This is a genomic window from Acinetobacter sp. DMC2 (assembly GCF_056314305.1).
In genome coordinates, this window is sequence record NZ_JBQUYP010000004.1 from 213,139 (window position 1) to 230,850 (window position 17,712).

The 17,712-nt window shown below is 40.5% G+C and carries 14 protein-coding genes, 2 tRNA genes and 1 riboswitch; of the genes, 6 read left to right on the forward strand and 10 right to left on the reverse strand.

Going from position 1 to position 17,712, the window contains the following annotated elements:
* The first annotated feature begins 66 nt into the window (after positions 1-66).
* A complete protein-coding gene (locus tag ACT53H_RS10095) occupies positions 67-477 on the forward strand; it encodes a GFA family protein (protein WP_476009177.1) in 411 nt (136 codons plus the stop codon).
* A gap of 45 nt (positions 478-522) precedes the next feature.
* Positions 523-589: riboswitch (Fluoride riboswitch) on the forward strand.
* Between the two features lie 126 nt (positions 590-715).
* Entirely contained in the window at positions 716-1,096 is a 381-nt protein-coding gene (gene crcB / locus ACT53H_RS10100; RefSeq protein WP_440202977.1) for a fluoride efflux transporter CrcB, read from the forward strand.
* A 464-nt stretch (positions 1,097-1,560) separates the two neighbouring features.
* On the opposite strand, the gene ACT53H_RS10105 is transcribed toward crcB, so the two are convergent.
* The 3 genes from ACT53H_RS10105 to ACT53H_RS10115 all read right to left on the reverse strand — a co-directional run bounded on the left by ACT53H_RS10105 (position 1,561) and on the right by ACT53H_RS10115 (position 3,802).
* Positions 1,561-1,896, reverse strand: coding sequence for a HopJ type III effector protein (locus ACT53H_RS10105; RefSeq protein ID WP_476009178.1), 336 nt, complete (start codon positions 1,894-1,896; stop codon positions 1,561-1,563).
* A gap of 251 nt (positions 1,897-2,147) precedes the next feature.
* A complete protein-coding gene (locus ACT53H_RS10110; protein ID WP_005301976.1) occupies positions 2,148-2,402 on the reverse strand; it encodes a type B 50S ribosomal protein L31 in 255 nt (84 codons plus the stop codon).
* A gap of 101 nt (positions 2,403-2,503) precedes the next feature.
* Positions 2,504-3,802, reverse strand: a complete 1,299-nt coding sequence (locus tag ACT53H_RS10115; protein WP_476009179.1) for an ABC1 kinase family protein — start codon at positions 3,800-3,802, stop codon at positions 2,504-2,506.
* Positions 3,803-4,058: 256 nt separating this feature from the next.
* Here ACT53H_RS10115 and ACT53H_RS10120 point away from each other — a divergent pair, with 256 nt between their 5' ends.
* Positions 4,059-5,306: an SfnB family sulfur acquisition oxidoreductase gene (locus tag ACT53H_RS10120; protein ID WP_476009180.1), complete on the forward strand. Its 1,248-nt coding sequence runs from the start codon at positions 4,059-4,061 to the stop codon at positions 5,304-5,306.
* Positions 5,307-5,338: 32 nt separating this feature from the next.
* Positions 5,339-6,589: an acyl-CoA dehydrogenase family protein gene (locus ACT53H_RS10125; protein ID WP_476009181.1), complete on the forward strand. Its 1,251-nt coding sequence runs from the start codon at positions 5,339-5,341 to the stop codon at positions 6,587-6,589.
* 34 nt (positions 6,590-6,623) lie between these two features.
* On the opposite strand, the gene abeM is transcribed toward ACT53H_RS10125, so the two are convergent.
* Together abeM and ACT53H_RS10135 are read right to left on the reverse strand one after the other, a co-directional pair.
* The gene (gene abeM, locus ACT53H_RS10130; RefSeq protein ID WP_476009182.1) at positions 6,624-7,970 is read right to left on the reverse strand and encodes a multidrug efflux MATE transporter AbeM; all 1,347 of its coding nucleotides are present in this window, start codon (positions 7,968-7,970) and stop codon (positions 6,624-6,626) included.
* Between the two features lie 32 nt (positions 7,971-8,002).
* The gene (locus tag ACT53H_RS10135) at positions 8,003-8,464 is read right to left on the reverse strand and encodes a DMT family transporter (protein ID WP_005301993.1); all 462 of its coding nucleotides are present in this window, start codon (positions 8,462-8,464) and stop codon (positions 8,003-8,005) included.
* Positions 8,465-8,580: 116 nt separating this feature from the next.
* Here ACT53H_RS10135 and hemW point away from each other — a divergent pair, with 116 nt between their 5' ends.
* Positions 8,581-9,735, forward strand: coding sequence for a radical SAM family heme chaperone HemW (gene hemW, locus ACT53H_RS10140; protein WP_476009183.1), 1,155 nt, complete (start codon positions 8,581-8,583; stop codon positions 9,733-9,735).
* Between the two features lie 45 nt (positions 9,736-9,780).
* Here the strand turns inward: hemW and ACT53H_RS10145 are convergent, their stop codons facing one another.
* Positions 9,781-10,536 carry an SDR family oxidoreductase gene (locus ACT53H_RS10145; RefSeq protein WP_312820908.1) on the reverse strand — a complete coding sequence of 252 codons (756 nt, stop codon included), beginning with the start codon at positions 10,534-10,536 and terminating at the stop codon, positions 9,781-9,783.
* Positions 10,537-10,648: 112 nt separating this feature from the next.
* Between ACT53H_RS10145 and ACT53H_RS10150 the strand changes: the two genes are divergently transcribed.
* Positions 10,649-11,545, forward strand: a complete 897-nt coding sequence (locus tag ACT53H_RS10150) for a LysR family transcriptional regulator (RefSeq protein ID WP_476009184.1) — start codon at positions 10,649-10,651, stop codon at positions 11,543-11,545.
* 63 nt (positions 11,546-11,608) lie between these two features.
* Here the strand turns inward: ACT53H_RS10150 and ACT53H_RS10155 are convergent.
* From ACT53H_RS10155 to ACT53H_RS10170, 4 genes are all read right to left on the reverse strand, one after another.
* Positions 11,609-11,684: transfer RNA gene (locus ACT53H_RS10155), tRNA-Lys, on the reverse strand.
* Between the two features lie 22 nt (positions 11,685-11,706).
* Positions 11,707-11,782 (reverse strand) — tRNA-Lys (locus tag ACT53H_RS10160).
* A 120-nt stretch (positions 11,783-11,902) separates the two neighbouring features.
* Positions 11,903-13,744: a long-chain-acyl-CoA synthetase gene (locus tag ACT53H_RS10165; RefSeq protein ID WP_476009185.1), complete on the reverse strand. Its 1,842-nt coding sequence runs from the start codon at positions 13,742-13,744 to the stop codon at positions 11,903-11,905.
* Between the two features lie 191 nt (positions 13,745-13,935).
* Complete coding sequence (locus ACT53H_RS10170) at positions 13,936-17,277, reverse strand: Rne/Rng family ribonuclease (protein ID WP_476009186.1); 3,342 nt, start codon at positions 17,275-17,277, stop codon at positions 13,936-13,938.
* Between the last annotated feature and the right edge of the window lie 435 nt (positions 17,278-17,712).

Consider the following 17,712-nt stretch of genomic DNA (forward strand, 5'->3'; position numbering starts at 1 on the left):
GTGCTATGTTTGATATGTGAAAAGTGTTATTTTTGAGCGATCAATAATAATAGGATTTACGAGAACATGTCTCAAGCATCACCAGTTTATCAAGGAAGTTGTTTGTGCCAAGGTATTCGCTATGAAATTAAAGGCGATATCGGGGATATCATTCAATGCCATTGTCAACGTTGCCGAAAATCCAATGGAACAGCATTTGCCACGAATGCTCCTGTTAAAAGTACAGATTTTAAAATTACCCAAGGTGAAAACTTAGTCAAAAAATTCGCTGTGGAAGGTGTATACCGCTGGTTCTGTAGCGGATGTGGTTCACCTTTGATTAGTTCGCGTGATGCTCAGCCTGAACTGTATCGTGTAAGAATTGGGACACTGGATACACCATTAGACCAAAAGCCGACAATGCATATTTTTGCTGCTTCAAAAGCAGAGTGGGAAAGCATTTGTGACGATTTACCGCAATACGATGAACGTCCATGATTTTACAAAGTATGTTTAAATCAAATTAAAGATGATCTAATATACTAAAAACGGGGAGATGGCATTCCTCCCCTGAAAAACCGCCGTATTGGCTAATGATGCCTACGTTACCCTCATGTATTTATATATCGCTGGGTACGTAGGTTATTGCGTACTCTGCTTATTTTTGGAGTACACCATGTCATATTTCTCTTCATTATTTTTTGCTCTTTTAGCGTCTATCTAAAGGGGTGGTCATATGTATTATTCTCTACTTTCAATTGCTTTAGGCTCAGTTCTAGGGGCGTGGTTACGTTGGTTCTTAGGTTTAAAACTTAACCCGATTTACCCGCAAATTCCACTCGGTACTGTCACTGTTAATTTGGTTGGTGGTTTTATTATTGGTTTTGCGATTGCCTATTTTGCTCAAAGTGATTTAAGCCCGAACTATAAGCTTTTTGTGATTACGGGTTTTTGTGGTGCTTTAACTACGTTTTCAACGTTCTCGATTGAGATTGTGACTTTATTACAAAGTGGCAAATTGGGAATGGCGATGTTGGGAATTTCCATTCATTTAATTGGATCGTTAATTTTTACGTGTTTGGGGTTGGCGACTTATTATTGGGTAACGGGGCATTGAGTTTTTATATTTAAGAATTGAGTATGATTTTAAGTTGTGAGAGCTCATCGAAGTTGAATGTTGGGTAGGATTTTCACGACGGAGTCTTACCGTTGAATTATCTAATGGGAGCAGCTAATTAAGTTACTTTGGTTTTGCCCAAAGTAACCAAAGGCATCTGTCATTCGCAGAACCTGTTCACTGTAAGCATTTATCTTAAGCGTTGTAAAAACTATCTTTTATAGAAACCACGCAGGCTGCGAATGACGTTATCGCGTATCAAATGTAAGGGGCTAATAAAATAATTAAGAAAAATAAGGCATTTACTATCGTGACAGACGGCATGGATGCCGTCGTTTCGCTGTGCTACATGGATGTAGCATCAGCGGAACAAAGGGTTTTGTCACTTTTGCCCTCAAAAGTGAGGCATTGCCTATTAACAGGCTTTAGAAAATCTCATAATTTGAGGCTGTGCTAAAAAATGATTAAGCTTTTTCAGCCAAAGCCTGACCTTCAAACTTCACACCATCCCAACCATTTTGCATAAACTGACGAATATTTTGATGGTCAGTGCCCTCAGGTGTAGCCAATACAGATGCGTAGTGCTCTGCAAATAAACTTAAAGTTTGTGCTTGGTCTAAACCTTGTAACTTGGCAAAAGAGAAAACTTTTGCACTGCCTTGATTTTCAGTCGCAGCATTATGCTGTGCGCCATTTTGAAAAGCCGTTGGAGTATGTTGGTAACGTGCTTCAATATGAGCTAAAACGTCTAAAAATTTTGCTGTGCCTGCTTGTAATTGGGCGAGTAACTCTTGTGCCATTATCTTAAATTTCCTATCAAATGAGGGTTTAAGCATAGCATCGAATAGCAACTTTGAAAGCTCGGCGAATGCAAAAAAATGATGGGTTGTGGGAAAAATAAGAAGAGTTTTTATACAAGTTGTGGATAAGTTCTCTTTTATACACAACATAAAAAGATCGAAAAAATACACATAAAAAAAGAAGCCTAAGTGGAGGAGATAGTCTTAGGCTTCCAATGATTTAAGTGTATTAGTCAAATCTTAACGTAAGATTAACTCTTACGATTAAAGCGAGCGAAGCGTTTATTGAAGGTTGCAACACGGCCTTCGTTACTTGCTTGACGTACTTCACCTGTGTAGAAAGGGTGAGATGCACTTGAAATATCAAGGGTTACATAAGGATAGACTTTTCCTTGATATTCTTTGGTTTGTTTAGACTGAAGAGTACTACCAATTAAGAAGTACACGTCTGCATTGGTGTCATGAAATAACACTTGTTGATAAGCAGGATGAATATCTTTACGCATGAGAGATTGTCCTAAATTATTTTTGATTAAAAAAATGTTATAACATAACAATTAAAAAGTCAATGTAACCCCTACAAGGCTACATTGATCAGTAAATTAAGTTAGTTAGAAGGTGGGACAAGCTCTTCAAATAGACCGTTCAGATTGTCATGTACTTTTAAGTGAATCAGGTTCCAGTAGTGTCCTGAAATGGTTCTGTTGACCATTAACGTATCTGGTGAAGGCTTAAAGACATCCCAGTACTTCAAAGATTTTTTCACAAGCAACATGCCATCATGATGTGATGAGTTCTCGGCAAAATCATAAGTGGTGGTAAGCGGACGTAATAACACTTCAATCCAGAGTTTATAAAGTTCACTCGGGAATTTGCCTTTTTCAGCTAATGAATGTAGTTCAAGTAACTCAGTTTCAATCAAATCGATATTTTCATGACGAGCTGCATTTACTAAACGCTTAAAGTGCTGAACGATTTCATTGGAAAGTGTTTTAACACTGCCGTAGTCATAAATAATGACACTGCCGTCTTGGCGGAAGGCAAAGTTACCCGGGTGAGGGTCACAGTGAAAACGTTTTAAAAAGAATATTTCCTGACCTAAAGCACGAATCAAACGACGGCCAATTGTGTTTCGAACTTCAATAGGCCAAGAACTAGCAGTTTCAATGCTATCACCTTGTTCAAGGCTTAAAGTCAAAATTCGTCTTGAAGAGTAATCTTTATAAACAGTCGGGATGATAATTTTGTCATCTAACTGGCTATGAAATGTTTTAAAAACTTCAAGGTTTTGAGCCTCGATTTCATAGTTAAGTTCTGCTGAAAGACTATCTTGAATTTCTGTAAAAAGCTGATCTTGTAGCTTTTTATCAATTTTAAGTACGCCCATTAAACGAAGGGCTAAACGCACTTGTTTTAAGTCACTTTCACAGGCTTCATCAACACCCGGATATTGCACTTTCACTACAACTTGTTCACCACTAGGTAGGGTAGCTTTGTGAACTTGGCCAATTGAAGCAGCTGCAAAAGGTTCTTGGTCAAAAGATTTAAAGGCAACATTGAGCGGTTTTCCAAGCTCACGTTCAACTTGTTGCTGAATGGCAGCAAAAGGCATGGCTGGGGCTTGGCGTTGTAACTTTGAAATTGCTTTGGCGACTTCGGGTGGGAAAATATCTTTATATTGAGATGCAATTTGGCCGACTTTCATGACGGCACCTTTCATTTCGCCTAAGGTGTCGGCAATTTGCAAACCAATATCCTGAAATAACTTGGTTTTTGAAGCCAGCTTTTGCTCTTCATCTGCGGTCAAGTTTCGAATCGAGTTAGAAACGGTTTTCGTTGCAATGCTCGCGGTCATTCCTGCAAGTTTCATAAATCGTTTGCCGGGTGAACTTGCATTCTTTGCCATATCTTCGATACCTCATTGACTACAACATAATATTGCCTAGTTTTGATCATAGGTGACTAAGCTTAAAAAGCCTATATGAAATTGTTTATCTCATGTAAGAAAATTTTCGAAAAACAAAATGTTATTTTTATAGTAAAAAATATGAAAAGCTTGTGAAAATCCATTTCATAAACAAAGCTTTAATATCTATAAAGTGTCTGTTTTTTTGGTGCTAATGTGAATGGCAGGTTAAATAAAAATAGAGATAACAAAAGTTATGACAAGTTTAAGTTCAGCCCATGGGCGGTCTCAGGCGGTTCCTTTATCTGTGTTTGAGCAGTCAAAAGATGCGCATATTATTCATTCTGATGAAGAAGCAATTGAGGTTGCCAAACAACTTGCGCAAGAGTTCGCACACGAAGCATCTGATCGAGACAAGGAGCGCCGTTTACCCCTAAATGAAATTCAACAGTTCTCACAAAGCGGCTTATGGGCCATTACGGTTCCCAAGCAATTTGGTGGTGCACAAGTCAAATATCGAACTTTGGCTGAGGTCATCAAAACAATTGCGAGTGTTGATCCATCTCTTGCACAGCTTCCCCAAAATCACTTGGCTTTTATTGAACATTTACGTCTTGATGCAGGCCCAGAACAACAACAGTTCTTCTTTAACTTAGTGTTGAGAGGGATTCGTTTTGGCAATGCATTTTCGGAAAAACATAGCAAAACGGTGGCTGACCTCACTACCACATTAAAAAAGACCGAGCACGGTTATGAAATTAATGGCAAGAAGTTTTTTGCAACAGGCGCATTGCTGGCACATTGGGTTCCAATTGTCGCTGTAAATGAACAAGGGCAGCCTTATGCGGCGCTAGTTCCTCGGGAAACTTCTGGGGTGAATATTATTAATGACTGGTCTGGTTTCGGGCAAAGAACCACAGCCAGTGGGACCGTTGAACTTAATCAAGTTCCAGTACGTGAAGAATATCTAATTCCGATTTATCAGGCTTTCGAACGTCCTACACCGGCAGGTGCAATTTCACAATTTATTCAAGCTGCTGTTGATGCTGGTATTGCACGTGGTGCAATTGAAGAAACAATTCACTATGTCAAAAATCATAGCCGTGCATGGGTTGATTCAGGTTTGGAAAAAGCGAGTGATGATCCCTATACGATTGCAAACATTGGTGATTTAAAAATAAAACTTCGTGCAGCAGAGGCAGTATTAGATTTGGCAGGAGATGCGATTGATCAAGCGATTGCCGACACGACAGAAGAACATGTAAATCAAGCGACATTACTAGTTGCAGAAGCAAAAGTCTTAACCACAGAAATTGCGATTTTAGCAGCGAATAAGCTTTTTGAGCTGTCTGGAACAAGATCGACCTTGTCAGAACTTAATCTGGACCGACATTGGCGTAATGCTCGCACTCACACCTTGCATGATCCCGTGCGTTGGAAATATCACATTGTCGGTAATTACTACCTCAATGGCATCCATCCACCTCGTCATGCATGGAGCTAAAGTGAAGAAAAAATAAGATTAGGAGAATAAAGATGACAATTACGCAAATTGAATTAGAAGAGCTATCAGTAGGCGCCGATTATGAAAAGGTAGCAAGTAGATTTCGTCCAGTTTTTGAAAAAATTGCCCAAGGTGCAATTCAACGGGAAAAAGAACGAATCTTGCCTTTTGAACCGATTCAGTGGGTAAAAGAACTCAAGTTAGGTGCAGTACGGGTACCTGTTAAATATGGTGGAGATGGGGTGTCATTGCCGCAACTTTTCCAGCTTTTAGCAGAGCTAGCCCAAGCAGACTCGAATATTGTGCAAGCGTTGCGTGGACACTTTGCTTTTGTTGAAGACCGTTTAGTTGCTCATAAAGAGCATTCGCAGGAAGTCTGGTTTCAGCGTTTTGTACAAGGTGATTTAGTTGGAAACGCATGGACCGAAGTTGGAAATGTACAGATTGGTGATGTCGTTACCCGAGTAAGCAAAGATGCTTCGGGTAACTTGGTGGTGAATGGTGAAAAGTACTATTCGACAGGAAGTATTTTTGCTGACTGGATCGATTTATTTGCCTACGATGAAGTGAATGACCGTCATGTAATTGCTGCTATTTATCGTCATGAATCAGGTGTGAGCGTAATTGATGATTGGGATGGCTTTGGTCAAAAGACAACGGGCAGTGGCACTTTAAAAGTACATCAGGTTCATTTATCTGCTTCACACCTTATTCCATTTGACCAGCGCTTTAAATATCAAACTGCTTTTTATCAGGTTGTCCACCTTGCAACTCTAACAGGGATTGCGCATGCCGCAGTCGAAACTTTTAGCCAAGAAATACGAGAGCGAAAGCGTATTTTTAGTCATGGTAATGGTGATCTTGTTCGTCATGACCCACAAGTTTTACAGGTGGTGGGTAAAGCCTCTGCTCAAGCCTATGCAAGCCTAGCAATTACAATTAAAACGGCGGAAGCATTACAAAAGGCTTATGAAAGCCACTTTAGCGACTTAGAAGTAAAAGAGCATCAGTTTAATGTAGATGCAGAGCTTGAGTCAGCCCAAGGGCAGGTGGTGATTTCTAATTTGGTACTGGATTTAACCAGCCAATTATTTAATGCTTTAGGTGCATCAGCAAGTAGTCAGGCTAAACAACTCGACCGTTTCTGGCGTAACGCACGCACGGTATCTTCGCATAATCCACTCATCTATAAAGAAAAGGTGATTGGAGATTGGGAAGTAAACCGTACCGATTTACCTTTTGTCTGGCAAATTGGAGCAAGCCCGCGGGCCAAGTCTGCATAAAATAAAAAAAGCCGATGAATAATCGGCTTTTTTATTAGGTTTTGCTTAAACGTTTGGTATTTAAATAAAGCCTTGAAAGTAATAAAACACAAGCAATACTTAAACCAATAATTAAACCCAGCCACACACCAGCTACACCCCAATGGGTATAACGTGCTAAATAAAGCCCAATAGGGAAAGCAATCACCCAATACGCCATAAGCGTAATCCACATCGGTGCTTGAGTATCTTGCATACCTCTTAAACAACCTGCGGCACTGACTTGTAATGCATCCATCAACTGATAGCCCATTGCAAACCAGAGTAAATACATCGCAACAGGAACCACGTCTATGTCTTGAGTATAAACAGAGACAATTTGTTCACGACCTAAGGCAATAAAGGACATAGTCAATAAGGCAAAAAATATGGCTGTGCTGAGACCAATCTTTTGAACTTGGTACATTGAAGCCCAGTTCTTCTCACCATAATACGTTCCCACGCGAATGGTTAAGGCAATCGCAAGTGAAAGTGGAATCATAAACAGTACGGAAGTAACTGAAATTGCGACTTGATGCGCTGCAATAAACACTTCACCCAGTGGACTAAGCACCAATGCCCCTGTACTAAAAATACTCACTTCAAAGAACACGGCTAAACCGATTGGTAGACCAAGCTGTAAAATTCTTTTAACCCAAGTCAGGTTAATTTTATCAAATCGGCAAAAAATAGACGTGTTTTGATAAGCCGAAGCTTTATAAATATAGCCTGCTAATGTAATTAACATGAGCCACTGTAAAATGGACGTTGCAAAACCACAGCCAGCGCTACCTAATGCAGGTATTGGCCCTAATCCATGCATAAAGATCATGTTAAGGGGGACCAATACAACTAAAGCTAATAGGCTAATAGCTGTGACAGGGCGTGGATGGCCTAATGCCTCCGAATAACCGCGTAGAGCTGCATACATGGTCACTGCTGGCATACCCAAGCCAATAGCATGCAAGAATAAACTTGCTTTAGGTCGTAAGCTCTCTGGTACGCCGAACACATGCAAGAAAAATGGCATAAGCTGCAAAATGAGCATTGCCAGTACACCTAAAATGACAGCAACCCACAATGACTGACGAACAATGATAGGAATTTGTTCTGTATTTCTTGCGCCTTTTGCTTCAGCGACCAAAGGTGTTGTTGCAATCATAATGCCGCTGAACAGGAGCATGATTGGAACCCATAAACCGACCCCTACAGCAATTGCTGCTAAATCGGTTGCAGATAAATGCCCAGCCATAATAGTGTCAATTAACCCAAATCCTGCTTGAGCAAACTGGGTAATTAAAATCGGTAGCATTAAGTGGAAGAGTTGTTTTAGTTCAGACCGAAAAGATGTGACATTCGACACAAAAGGTACTCTTTTTAAATATAAAAATGAAGCTAACGTTGCAAAGTAAGTACCACACCAACAAAGATGATGATTCCACCAAGAAACCGTTGCCATGTAACAGGTGTTTTTTCTGTACCTAACCAGCCAAAATGATCAAGTAACATAGAAATAACGATTTGCCCAAAAACGACTAGCCCTGTAAAGGTTAAAAAACCAAGTTTAGGAGCAGTATAAATGCTCATGCTGATTGCATAAACCCCAAGGAATCCTCCAGTCCAAAGAAGCCATGGAATATTTGATATTTCACTTAAAGAGGGCTTCTCGGCACTTTGAAAGAAAACCATAATGGCTAAAACAATAGTACCTATAAAAAATGATAATAAAGCTGCTTGTAAGGGTGAGTGTAGCTGCTCGCGCAGTTGAGCATTAATTGCGGTCTGAAAAGCCATGGCAACACCGATTCCCATAGCTAAGGGTAAGATCAGGAAAAGTTGACTAGAGAATTTCATCATTTTTATCAGTATTTAAGAATGTTTAAATTTAGTCTAAAGCAATTAAGGTATGTTTTCATAAGCCCATTGATGCAGTCATGTTAAAATAGAAATATTGTGTAAATTGGACCTGCTCCTTGGCCGTATTAAACCCTGCTTCTATTCCTCTATCTTTATATATCCATATGCCGTGGTGCGTGCGTAAATGTCCATATTGTGACTTTAACTCGCATGCAGTACCAGACGGAGCACTTTCGTCAGAACTTGAGCAAACCTATTTAAAAGCATTGGTCGCCGACTTTGAAACTCAACTAGAGATGGCGCAGGGACGTCCGATCCATAGTATGTTTATTGGTGGTGGAACCCCTTCACTGATTTCGGCACAGGGTTATGTATGGTTGTTTGCAGAACTTAAGTCATTGCTTAAATTTGAAGATGGCTGTGAGATTACCTTAGAGGCAAATCCGGGAACGGTAGAGCATGATCCGTTTGCAGGGTATTTAGAGGCTGGCATTAATCGTTTGTCTATTGGTGTCCAGAGCTTTGATACTGATCATTTGCAAAAACTTGGTCGTATTCATTCTGCAAACAATGCAATTGAAGCGATTCAACAAGCAAAGCAGGCTGGTTTTAAACGAGTAAATGTAGACTTAATGCATGGTTTGCCTGAGCAAACGCTAGAGCAGGCACTCTATGATCTCAAGCTTGCTGTAGAAAGTGGTGCCACTCATATTAGTTGGTATCAACTTACCATTGAACCGAATACCGTTTTCTTCCGTACTCAACCCGTTTTACCGCAAGATGAAATGCTTGAAGATATTCAAGAGCAGGGTGAGGCATATCTTAAGGCAAATGGTTTTATAAATTATGAAGTTTCAGCATGGCGTAAAGAGCTGCCTTCAGCACATAATTTGAATTATTGGGAGTTTGGTGATTATCTTGCAATTGGGGCAGGTGCACATGGCAAAGTAACACGACCAGATGGTGTGTATCGTTTCCAAAAAACTCGTTTGCCAAAAGACTATTTAGCTAAGGTTCCTGCTGAACATTTGCAAATGAAAAAGATTGAGGCAGAAGAGCTACCTTTTGAATTTATGATGAATGCTTTACGTTTAAATGATGGTGTAAACGCTGAGTTATATGAACAGCGTACAGGCTTAAGCTTAGATCATTTAAATGAGGTACTCACTTCGCTGCGAGCTAGAAAGCTACTGGTAGAGGATAGTTCTCGTTTGGCTTGTACAGAGCAGGGGCATATTTTCTTAAACTCGGTACTAGAAGAGTTTCTATAATAAAGCAAAGTCAAAGCCGCATTATCAAATGCGGCTTTTTTGATTTTAGCGAGTGGTGTAGCCACCATTTGCAAAAATTGTTTGACCTGTAATCCACCAACCATCGGTCACTAAAAATCGAACTAGAGGTTCGATATCTTCAATTTTGGTAAGCCCACCTAAAGCTGAAGCTGATTTGTGGTAAGCCACTGCCTCGGCAGATTCCTGCCCATAAAAGAATGGTGTATCCATAGGCCCTGGAGCAACAGCAGTAACAGAAATCTGACGATCACCAAATTCTTTTGATGCAGCACGGGTATAGTGTTCAACAGGAGCTTTTAAACCCTCATAGGTTGAATAGAGCCCAGTGTAAGCTGCAAGAAGAGAAGTCACGATTGAGCAGATCTTTCCGCCGTTATTTAAATGACGTCCAGCAGATTGAATAAAGAAATAGGCAATTTTTGAGTTGATATCGCTCATGCTATCAAACTCTTGTTCTGTGGTGTCTAAAAACGATTTCTTTAAAACCTTCCCAACTGTATTAATCGCAATATCAATTCCGCCAAAATGCTGCTTAGTATCTAAGAAGAGTTTTTCGATATTATCAATATCCGTTAGGTCTGCTTGAATTAAAACAGCGTCTACACCGAATGCTGTTACATCTGCGAGCGTCTGTTCTGCATCTGCTTGAGTTTCAGCACTATTGTAGTGAATTGCAATTTTTGCACCTTGTTCTGCAAATTTACGGCTAATCAGTCCGCCTAAGTTTTTTGCACCGCCCGTAATCAGTACAACTTTATCTTTAAGAGTATGAGTTGCCATGATGATTGTTCCTATGATGACTTGTTTTAATGTGTTTTTAGTCTAGATTGGCGGTAATTTTTGATCAATTATGCTAGTTTGGTTTAACTATTCAGAAAATACGAACAATTAAATGGATCGGTTGCAGCAATTTTTTATTTTTTCAGAAGTCGCTAAACGACAAAGCTTTAGTGAAGTAGCAAATCAACTTGATTTACCTCGCTCTACAGTGACGAGTGCCATTCAACAATTAGAAACTCACTATGGTGTTCGGTTATTTCACCGAACTACGCGCAAAGTAAGCCTCACTCAAGATGGACAAAGAATATTGCCTGAATGTCAAAATTTATTATTTGACTATGAACAGCTCGAACAACTCATACAGACACAAAAGCAGCATTATCGTGGCACGTTAAAAATTTCAATGCCCAGCCGAATCGTACACCAAGTGATTATTCCTGAACTTCCCGATTTTTATAGCCGCTATCCAGACATTCATTTACAACTAAATAGCTCAGATGACATCACTGACTTGATCGAGAAGGGAATCGATTGTGTTGTTCGGGTGGGGCAGCTAGAAAATAGTAGTTTGATCGCGAAGTTTGTTGGCAACTTGATTATGGTGAACTGTGCAAGTCCTCATTATTTGGAACAGTACGGTATTCCTGAACAATTAGAAGATCTATCTCAGCACAAACTCATTAACTACGCAGGAGCCGTAGGAGAAAAACAGGGTATATTTTTATATCAAAATGGAACAGTAATGATCGATAGTGCTTTAAGTGTAAATAATACAGAAGCCTATGTTGCAGCAGCTTGTGCTGGATTAGGGATTATTCAACTTCCATACTACGATGTTCAGGATAAAATAGAGCAAGGAACTCTGGTTGAAGTGCTAAGTACACATACGGCTCAATCTTTGCCACTCAATATTTTGTATCCCAACAGAAGTTATATTCCTAAACGTTTAGAAATCTTTATGAATTGGGTTAAAGACATTTTATATAAGAAATGCATTGTCATCTTTTAGTCATGAAACTCAAATAAGATAACAATAAAAAAAGCCTCTCGCAGTGAGAGGCTTTTTAGAATTTGGTGGGTCGTCCGCGACTCGAACGCGGGACCAACGGATTAAAAGTCCGCTGCTCTACCAACTGAGCTAACGACCCAAATAGGTTCAAAACAGATAAGTGGTGGGTCGTCCGCGACTCGAACGCGGGACCAACGGATTAAAAGTCCGCTGCTCTACCAACTGAGCTAACGACCCGTATCGTTTTGATGTCGCGTATTTTAGCAAGTTATTCAACTAACACAAGAGGTAAATCAAAAACATTTGCATGATTGCTTATAAAAAGCACGATTTCCTCTTGTTTAGCTAAAAAATGAACTAAAAACGGTATTTATATGCCTGAATGTTGTCAAAAATTTCAGTTGTGACATCACAATAACTGTTTGTACCAGGTAATAAAGCGAGTAAACGTTCAGAAGTTTTGCTTGGATTAAACGAATCTTCCTTCAATTTATTCTTTTGATATTTAAAAGTACCTGTTGTTTCAACTTTGGCTTGCACTCGTAAGAATACGGGTACTGCATAAGCAGGGAGGCATTTTTTAAATATAGTGACCATTTCGGTTAAATCAGACTCATTTAACTCAGCGCCATCAGCAAGTGTGATTGCTGCCATACCAGCACGACCATTGGTATTTGGAATTTCTACCCCATAAACCACCGCTTCAGCGATCTTGTCATATTCACAAACCATGTTCTCAACTTCAGTAGTAGATACATTTTCGCCTTTCCAGCGGAAGGTATCGCCTAAGCGGTCAACAAACTGAGCATGACGGAAACCAATATTACGTACAAGGTCACCTGTGTTGAAATATGAGTCACCTTTTTTAAAGACATCTTTCATAATCACAGATTTATTCTTTTCTGGATCTGTATAACCATCAAAAGGTGAGCGACTAGTAATTTTCCCTACTAGCAAACCAATTTCACCTGCTTTAACTTTTTTACACCAACCCTTTTTATCGCGTACAGGTTCATTTTTCTCTTTATCAAACTCAATAATGGCATATGGTGTAGGAGAGAAACCTACTGTGTTGTCAAAGTTAAAAATATTACTAAACCCGACATTGCCTTCACTTGATGCATAAAGCTCAAGAACTTCTTGCACACCAAAACGTTGTTTGAACTTATCCCAGATGTTTGGACGCATGCCATTACCGATCATTTTGGTTACGCGGTGGACACGGTCAATTTCTGTAGGAGGGGCATCCATTAAGTAACGGCAAAGCTCTCCTACATAGCCAATTGCAGAGGCATTAAATTTCTGAACATCTTTCCAGAATGCACTGGTTGAATATTTACGTCGAATTGCAAGGGTCGAACTTCCCGCAATCACACCACACCAGCAAACTACGACACCAGTTGCATGGTAAAGCGGTAAAGTGACATACATCACATCATCTGGGCCAAGGTTTAAAATGTGCCCATAGGTACCATAGGCAAGTGTCCAGCGACTGTGTTTGAAAATAACAGCCTTTGGTAAGCCTGTAGTGCCCGAAGTATAAATATAAAACAGGCCATCATTTCCATGAACAGATTGCGTAGTCGATGGGTTAAATTTTGGAAATTGATCAATTTCTATTGCAAGATTGGCATAACCTTGAGGTGCTGTACCCGCATCTTGGCGTGTAGCCTGATCTGCAAACCAATGAAAACGGTCTTTAGGAACATTTAGATCCTGACGAATTTCATCAATTACAGCTCTAACTTCTTCACCTGCAATTACGGCGATTGGTTTTACAAGATTGATACTATGAGCGAGGACCTTACCTACTTGAGAGGTATTAACAAGCGCAATTGTTACCCCAATTTTAGCTAAACCTACAATCGTGGCAATAAGTTCAGAACGGTTCTCAACCATTATCGCAATCACGTCACCTTTTTGTGCGCCAAGAGATAGATAATAGTGAGAAATCTGGTTAGCCCATTCGTTTAAAGCTTCATATGAATAACTTTGATCTTCAAATAATAAAGCAATGCCTTGCGGATTTCGCTTAACAGCTTTTTCAAAGGCTACACCTAATCCCGTTGGTGTATTTGCTGTTCTTAAGTAAGCCTGTTTAAGACCATTCAGGATATGGGGTACTTTGGGGATGAAGCTAGGAAGTCTTGTTGCAACATCACCAAGCGTAATGATATCGGTCTGTGTTGTCTGGCTCATATCAATCCTATTTATTTTTCGATCAATCCAAAAAAGGTTGCGTTGGCAAAAGTACAGTGTTTTTCATGGTTCACCATGCTTTTAAAACTTTTCTTCTAGTGCAATCAACCTAATTGGTTAAAAATAACAAAAAAAACCTAGTCATCGAAATGGCTAGGTTTGTTTAAATTAGCTGCAATTGAGCAAATGATTTACTCAGCTACAGGATTTGCTTTCTTTGGTGGACGACCACGAGGGCGACGAGGAGGACGACTTGGTTTGTCCTGATCTGCCTTAGAATCGTCTGATTCAACTTCTGTAGTAGCTTCCGTTGGTGCTACAGCCTGTTCTGCGGCAGCTTTTGCTCTTGCAGATGCTTTAGGTTGTTTAACAACCGGAGCTTCAACTACAGTTGTCGCTGGTGTTTCTTCTACGCTTGTTTCACTTTGAGCTACTTCAGCCACTTGATCAAGCTCAAGCGGTTGTTGTTTTGACTCAACAGGTGCTTGTGTTTCAGCAGCAGGAGCAACAACCGTTTCTTCAACAGCTGGAGCTACAGGTGCAGCTTCTTCTGGTGCGGCGTGTTGTTGTTTAACTTGCTCAAAAGCTTGTTCAGCAGCAAGTTTCGCTAAACGACGACGCTCACGTGGATCATTAGCAACACGTGGTGTTTGCTCTTTTTGTGGTGTTAATGCAAGTACAGGCGCAGGCTCTGCTTCTTGTGATGGCTTGTTGCTTGGAAGCTCTGCATCACGAGTAACAGGCTTTTTGTCTTCTGCATCAGACACGACTTCTGTTGCTAGCGTACTAGCGTACTGTTCAGCAAACTTCTGCAATGCACGATTGAATGTTGGAACTAAACCAAACTGTTCAATCAATACTGTGCAGTCTTCACCATAAACATGACGAATCAAGCTACCAATCGTATATTGCGCCAACGTTGGAATTTGCGATGGGGCAATAGATGGTACCGCAGCTTTAGCACGTTTCGCGTTGCGTTGTTCACGACGACGCATACGAGGGTCATTGCTTGCACGTTGAATTTGCGGTTGAGTTTTGTTTTCTGCAGGAGGAGTCGTCGTTTCTTCTGCTTTAACAGTGACTGCTTCTTCTACAACTGCAACAGGTGCTGGAGCTGACTCTTGAGCGACTTCAACAACAGGTGCTGTTTCAGTGCGTTCAATAGGTTGCTCTGGAGTCAAAGCAATAATTTCGCTTTGTGCCTGATCAACATTGATCACTAAGGCTGTATTCATGACTTCATGCTTTGGAGCATCAATCAAATCAACCTTAATTTGTTTCTCATCAACAACTACTGGTGCCGCCGGTGCATTTTGATTTTCATTCAATACACTTGGATCGCGGTGGCGATTTGGACGGTTCGGACGTTGTTGATTATTACGGTCACGACGCGGCACGGCATTTTCAGTTTGTTGTCCATCATTTTGATGTTGTTGATGTGACTGATCTGGGTGCTGACGTTTTTGTTGACGTTTTAACTCACGTTGTTCTTGACGTGATAACTGTACAACTTCTTCATGAACCTGTTGTGGTTGTTGCTGTTGTTGTGGCTCTTGAGCATGATGATGTTGTTCACGTTGCTCTTTGTGCTTACGTTTTTTGTTGTTTGGACGTTGTTGTACTTTATCGTCTTTTTCAACATTTTCACGAACTTCCTGTTTAGCAGGAGACTGTGAAATGTAAGCATTATTAGATGGAGCCGTAACAGTTTCAGCAACTGGCGGTACTGCAACTTGTCCAAACTGGCCACGGCTTACAGCGCCAGTATTGACCATTTGTTCAATTGTCGCAGCAGCATTTTGTGCTGAACGAGATTGATCAATAGTTTTAGCTTGTTTTTGAACAAAAAGGTTCTCTAACCATGCAAGAGGGCTCGCTGCTTTTTGAACGCTTGCCTGAGCAACAGCAGGTTGAGCTGCTTGATTTACTTTCTTTTGACCAGCCGCATTATTTGCAGCAGGAGCATGGCCATGATCAGCTTCTTCTAAATGCCATTCAGAAGATTCATAACCTAACTCTTTTTCACTTGAGCGAGTTGCTTCAGTACGTTCATAGCTAGATGGTGCAAATCCATCTGGATTGTACTGAATTTCATAGTGAGGTGTTTCTAAGTGCGGGTGAGGTAAAACAGTCACACGAACACCAGAAGTTTGTTCTAAATAAACAAGGCTATGGCGTTTTTCATTGAGTAAGAACGCTGCAATTTCAACAGGAACTTCTACTTGTACTTCACCATGACGTTCACGAAGAGCAATTTCTTCTACTTTACGCATAATTGAAAGCGAAAGTGAACGTAAGTCACGCACCATACCCGTGCCATGACAGCGTGGGCACACATATCCAGTTGCTTCTTCAAGTGATGGGCGTAAGCGTTGACGGCTCATTTCCATTAAGCCAAAACGAGAGAGTTGGCCAAACTGGATACGTGCACGGTCGCTTTGTGTTGCTTCACGAAGTTTTGCTTCAACCATGCGTTGGTTGCGTTCTTTAGTCATATCGATGAAGTCGATAACAACCAAACCGCCAATGTCACGAAGACGAAGTTGGCGAGCAATTTCTTCTGCTGCTTCTAGGTTTGTATTAAGCGCAGTTTCTTCAACGTCATGTCCACGAGTCGATTTCGCAGAGTTAATGTCGATTGAAACTAAAGCTTCAGTCTGGTCAATTACGATTGAACCACCAGAAGGAAGTTTTACTTCACGCTCGTAAGCAGTTTGAATTTGGCTTTCAATACCAAAATGAGCAAACAACGGCTCGTTTAAAGTATAAGTTTTAAGTTTGTCTAATTGACGTGGCATAACTGCTTTAACAAAGTTATACGCTTCGTTATAAGCTTGTTCGCTATCAATTAAAATTTCTGCAACGTCATCACGTAAGTAATCGCGGATAGCACGAGTAACTACGCCAGCTTCTTGATGAACAAGCATTGGAGACGGACCAGAACTTGCAGTGCTTTGGATTTGTGCCCAGAGGTCAAGCAAATGCTGTAAATCTAACTGTAATTCTTCTTGAGTACGACCAATACCTGCGGTACGCACAATAACACTCATGCCGCGAGGTAAATTTAAAGAAGCTAAAATTTCTTTTAATTCTTCACGTACAGAACCTGAAATTTGACGGCTAATACCACCGCCTTTCGGGTTGTTTGGCATAAGAACCAAATAACGTCCTGCGAGTGAGATGAATGTAGAAAGGGCTGCGCCTTTGTTACCACGTTCTTCTTTTTCAACCTGAACAAGTAATTCAGTACCTTCAGTGATGAGTTCACGAATGTTTGAAGTTTGTCGCGGGTCTGCTTGGAAATAACTATTTGCAATTTCGCGCATAGACAAGAAGCCTTGACGGCCTGCGCCATATTCAACAAACACAGCTTCTAAAGAAGGTTCTACGCGGGTTACATGGCCTTTATAGATATTGGATTTTTTCTGTTCTCGGGTACGATTTTCTAAATCAAAATCGTAAAGACGATTACCAGTGATAAGTGCAACGCGGACTTCTTCTGCGTGAGTTGCATTAATCAACATACGTTTCATGGGTGTGACACCTAATAGTGACCCACACAAACATATCGCACAAACTTAAAGGTTCTGAACGAACATCGAACATGACGGATCATTTCCCAGATCTCAAAATATTTGTGGTCTGAGTCATCTGTTACCGGCTACATTTAGCCTTAACTTCGATTCTCGTCTGTGATGTAGGCAATACTGCTTCAACCTTTAAATCGGACTTCCTTAGTGCTTCACTGGCGGGTGAGCGGTACATTGGTTAATGACTTTCACTGTCATTGAGCGCGAAGTGACTTCTTTTTGGAAGTTTGATACGGAATGTTCATCGTATCGGTGCTTTCGGCAGTTCCAATGCATCAACGCTTTAGCCTGAAGGCAACATTAAGGAGCGATTTGTCTGATGTGTATCAGTTTACGTTCCATAACCAACTAGAGTTGGTAACATATTTTTTTGAACAA